Annotated in this window: 4 protein-coding genes and 1 riboswitch; of the genes, 1 reads left to right on the top strand and 3 read right to left on the bottom strand. The window is 72.6% G+C overall.

Annotated features, from left to right (window positions below):
- Positions 1 to 270: PRC-barrel domain-containing protein (locus tag ACOV8S_RS28195; RefSeq protein WP_448321305.1), on the bottom strand; the 270-nt coding region annotated here is incomplete at its 3' end.
- A gap of 126 nt (positions 271 to 396) precedes the next feature.
- A riboswitch (glycine riboswitch) is annotated at positions 397 to 492 on the top strand.
- A gap of 184 nt (positions 493 to 676) precedes the next feature.
- Here ACOV8S_RS28195 and gcvP point away from each other — a divergent pair.
- Positions 677 to 3,562, top strand: a complete 2,886-nt coding sequence (gene gcvP / locus ACOV8S_RS28190; RefSeq protein WP_448321303.1) for an aminomethyl-transferring glycine dehydrogenase — start codon at positions 677 to 679, stop codon at positions 3,560 to 3,562.
- A 102-nt stretch (positions 3,563 to 3,664) separates the two neighbouring features.
- Here the strand turns inward: gcvP and ACOV8S_RS28185 are convergent, their stop codons facing one another.
- The gene (locus ACOV8S_RS28185) at positions 3,665 to 3,853 is read right to left on the bottom strand and encodes a DUF5999 family protein (protein WP_351118295.1); all 189 of its coding nucleotides are present in this window, start codon (positions 3,851 to 3,853) and stop codon (positions 3,665 to 3,667) included.
- A 302-nt stretch (positions 3,854 to 4,155) separates the two neighbouring features.
- Positions 4,156 to 4,749 (bottom strand): hypothetical protein, encoded by a 594-nt coding sequence (locus ACOV8S_RS28180; protein ID WP_448321302.1) that lies wholly within the window; start codon positions 4,747 to 4,749, stop codon positions 4,156 to 4,158.
- Positions 4,750 to 4,797: the final 48 nt, after the last annotated feature.

Below are 4,797 nucleotides of genomic sequence, written 5' to 3'. Positions count from 1 at the left end.
CTCGGGGGAGAGGTGGCGGCCCACCCCGTAGCCGGGGGCGTCCTTGATGTGGGCGCGGCCGTAGGGGACGCGGAGCGCGCCCTCGACCAGCTCGCTCGTCTCCAGCGGGACGAAGACGTCGCGACCGAAGAGACTTGTCCGCACCGCCGCCCATTCGGGGGAACCGGTGGCGTCGTCGAGGTACACCTCGTCGACCGTGCCGATGCGGTTGCCGTCGCAGTCGAACGCCTTGCGGCCTATCAGGCTCCGGGGATCGATGTCTGTCTGCACGTTCCCTCCTTCTGGTCGCGGCTCATGACGCAGCGCAGCCGTCGGGACCACCAAAGTGCACTTTCCGGGCGGCGGCCACTCGAAAGCCCACTCCACAGCCTCGCTGGTAGGCTGGGCAGTGGCTGCTGACCCCGCGCGGGAGAGTCCTCCGAGAGTCTTCGGAGGCGCCGAAGGAGCAAATCCTCCCCGGAATCTCTCAGGCACACGTACCGCGCGGACGAGGTCACTCTGGAAAGCAGAGCGGCGCCGGTCCTCCGGATGTCCGCCGCTCTCACCGACGGTGAAAGCCGGGCGCCTCGGGCGGCCGGTGAAGCTCTCAGGTCGTGATGACAGAGGGGGAGGCCGTCGGGCACCCCACAGCCGTGGTGCCCCCCGAAGGTCGCGCCAGACCAGGAGGCCTCAGCCCATGACTGCCCCTCGCACCCCGCTCTCCCAGCTCGAGCAGGGCATCCCCTTCGAGCAGCGTCACATCGGCCCCGACGAGGGCTCCCGCGCCAAGATGCTGGCGCAGGTCGGCTACGGCTCGCTCGACGAGCTGACCGCCGCCGCGGTCCCCGACGTCATCAAGAACGCCGACGACCTCGACCTGCCGGGCGCGCGCACCGAGGCCGAGGTGCTGGCCGAACTGCGGGAGCTCGCCGACCGCAACCAGGTCCTCGCCCCGATGATCGGCCTGGGCTACCACGGCACCTTCACCCCGCCGGTGATCCTGCGCAACGTCATGGAGAACCCGGCCTGGTACACGGCGTACACGCCCTACCAGCCGGAGATCTCCCAGGGGCGGCTCGAGGCGCTGCTCAACTTCCAGACCATGGTCGCCGACCTGACGGGTCTGCCCACCTCCGGCGCCTCGCTGCTCGACGAGGGCACCGCGGCCGCCGAGGCCATGGCCCTGTCGCGCCGGGTCGGCAAGAAGAAGAACGGCCTGTTCCTGGTCGACGCCGACACGCTGCCGCAGACCGTCGCCGTGATCCAAACCCGCGCCGAGCCGACCGGGGTCGAGGTCGTCGTCGCCGACCTCTCCCAGGGCATCCCCGCCGAGGTCGCCGGCCGCGAGATCAACGGCGTGCTGATCCAGTACCCCGGTGCCTCCGGCGCGGTCCGCGACATCAAGCCGCTGATCGACCAGGCCCACGAGCTCGGCGCCGTCGTCACCGTCGCCGCCGACCTGCTGGCACTGACCCTGCTGACCTCGCCGGGCGAGCTCGGCGCGGACATCGCCGTCGGCACCACCCAGCGCTTCGGCGTCCCGATGGGCTTCGGCGGCCCGCACGCCGGCTACATGGCCGTCCGCGAGCAGTTCGCCCGCAACCTGCCCGGCCGCCTCGTCGGCGTCTCGCAGGACGCCGACGGCAACAAGGCCTACCGCCTGGCGCTGCAGACCCGCGAGCAGCACATCCGCCGGGAGAAGGCCACCAGCAACATCTGCACCGCGCAGGTCCTGCTCGCCGTGATGGCCGGCATGTACGCCGTCTACCACGGCCCGGACGGGCTCAAGGGCATCGCCGAGCGCACCCACCGGTACGCCGACATCCTCGCCGCGGGCCTGCGGGCCGGCGGGGTGGAGATCGTCAACGAGGCCTGGTTCGACACCGTCACCGCGCGGGTCGAGGGCCGGGCCGCCGAGGTCGTCGAGGCCGCCCGCGAGCGGGGCGTCAACCTCCGCCTGGTCGACGCCGACCACCTCTCGGCCGCCTGCGACGAGACCACCGGCCGCGCGCAGCTGGAGGCCGTCTGGGCCGCCTTCGGCGTCGAGGGCGACGTCGAGGCGCTGGACGGCACGGCCGCCGACGGCCTGCCCGAGGACCTGCTGCGCACGGACGTCTACCTCACCCACCCGGTGTTCCACCAGCACCGCTCCGAGACGGCGATGCTGCGCTACCTGCGCCGGCTCTCCGACCGCGACTACGCGCTCGACCGCGGCATGATCCCGCTGGGCTCCTGCACCATGAAGCTCAACGCGACCACCGAGATGGAGCCGGTCACCTGGCCCGAGTTCGGCGCGCTGCACCCCTTCGCCCCGGCCGAGCAGGCCGAGGGCTACCTGACGCTCATCCGCGAGCTGGAGGAGCGCCTCGCCGAGGTCACCGGCTACGACAAGGTCTCCCTGCAGCCCAACGCCGGCTCCCAGGGCGAGCTGGCCGGTCTGCTCGCGGTCCGCGGCTACCACCGGGCCAACGGCGACCTGGACCGCACCGTCTGCCTGATTCCGTCCTCCGCGCACGGCACCAACGCCGCCAGTGCCGTGATGGCGGGCATGAAGGTCGTCGTGGTCAAGACCGCCGACGACGGCGAGATCGACGTCGACGACCTGCGGGCCAAGATCGAGAAGCACCGCGACCAGCTGTCGGTGCTGATGATCACCTACCCGTCGACGCACGGCGTCTTCGAGGAGCACGTGGCCGACATCTGCGCCCAGGTCCACGAGGCCGGCGGCCAGGTGTACGTCGACGGCGCCAACCTGAACGCGCTGGTCGGGCTCGCCAAGCCCGGTCACTTCGGCGGCGACGTCTCGCACCTCAACCTGCACAAGACCTTCTGCATCCCGCACGGCGGCGGCGGCCCGGGCGTCGGCCCGGTGGGCGTGCGCGCGCACCTGGCGCCGTACCTGCCGAACCACCCGCTGCAGCCCGCCGCCGGTCCGGAGACGGGCGTCGGCCCGATCTCGGCGGCGCCGTTCGGCTCCGCGGGCATCCTGCCGATCTCCTGGGCGTACGTCCGCCTGATGGGCGGCGAGGGCCTCAAGCGCGCCACCCAGGTCGCGGTCCTCGCGGCCAACTACGTCGCCAAGCGGCTCGAGCCGCACTACCCGGTGCTGTACACCGGCCCCGGCGGCCTGGTGGCGCACGAGTGCATCATCGACCTGCGCCCGCTGACCAAGGCCACCGGCGTCACGGTCGACGACGTGGCGAAGCGGCTCATCGACTACGGCTTCCACGCGCCGACGATGTCGTTCCCGGTCGCAGGCACGCTGATGATCGAGCCGACCGAGTCCGAGGACCTCGCCGAACTCGACCGCTTCGTGGAGGCGATGATCGCCATCCGCGCGGAGATCGAGAAGGTCGGCGCCGGCGAGTGGCCGGCCGAGGACAACCCGCTGCGCAACGCGCCGCACACCGCGGGCACGCTGTCCGGCGAGTGGACGCACGCCTACGAGCGGGAGACGGCCGTCTTCCCGGGCGGCGTCTCCATGCCGGACAAGTACTGGCCGCCGGTGCGGCGCATCGACCAGGCGTTCGGCGACCGGAACCTGGTCTGCTCCTGCCCGCCGCTGGACGCGTACGACAACTGAGGGACGGACAGTCCCTCCCCGCGCGGCGCCGCGCCGCGCGGGGTCAGGGCCGGTGGCGGTGCTTCGGCGCCGCGGCCGGCCCTCGCGCTTTCCCGGCCGGGCTCAGACCGCGGTGGCGAACCGGTGCGGCGCGATGACGCGGCCGTCCGGCAGGAGCTCTCCGGTGTCCTCGAACAGCACGACTCCGTTGCACAGCAGGCTCCAGCCCTGCTCGGGGTGGTGCGCCACGAGGCGGGCGGATTCCCGGTCGGGGGAGTCGGCTGTCGGGCACGGCGGCTGGTGCTGGCACATGGTCGGGTTCTCTCGTTCTGTGGTGGACGCTTCGGCTTTTGTGTCGCGGCTGTACAAGGCCGCCCCCCGTATGACGTCGTGCGGACAAGTTTTGCGCTCACGGCGCGCGTTCCGCAGGGTTTTCGCGGTACGCCCCCTCATCGGTTCAGGACGCACCACCCGTGCGGGCGGTTCGTGCCAAGTGCGTAGATCTTCCGGGTGGTTCGAACGGGTGGTACGGGTCTGGTCACTTCGGGCCCGACACGCGCCGCGCCCCCGCGGCACGGGGCCGTGGGGGCGCGGCGCGCGGCGGTGGACGGAGGTCAGGCGGCCGGACGCAGGACCGGCGGCGGGCCCGCCGGGCCCACCCGGCGGGTGAGAAGCGGCAGCAGCTCCGCTACCCGGTGCGGACGGTGGCTGGCGATCCCCGGCGGGGCCGGGGCCAGCGGGATCAGCAGGTCCAGGGCGTCGGGCAGCCCCGTCGCGGCGTCCGCCTCGGGGTCCGCGTGCAGCCAGAGCGTCAGCATGTACAGGCCGGGCACGGACAGCAGGCGGGGCTGGTACGGCTGTCCCGCCTCCTCGGCCTGACGCAGCGCGCGTTCGGTCGACGTGACGTAGGGGCCCTCGAAGAAGTGGGAGAAGGCCCAGCCCTCGGCCGTCTCCAGGGTCTCCGCGGCGGCCACGGCGTGGTCGCCGGAGCGGATCAGGAAGCGCCACCCGGCGAGCCGGACGACGGGCGTCCCGTCCGCCGTGATTCTGTCCAGCACATGGACCGGCAGCGGCAGTTCGGGGTTGAGGGGCCCCTGGGCGCCGCGCAGGGACGGCGTTCGGGGATCACGGACGGCGGCGGGTGTGCCGAGGGCCGCCAGTACGGTGCGCAGGGCGGCGGGCGGTGCCGGAGGGACATGCAGCGGCATGGTGGGTCGCCTCTCTTTCGACAGGCACGGTGGCGCGCGGGCGAGGGG

The sequence above is a fragment of the Streptomyces sp. CO7 genome (genome assembly GCF_053474865.1).
This window is presented reverse-complemented; position numbering and strand designations above follow the sequence as displayed.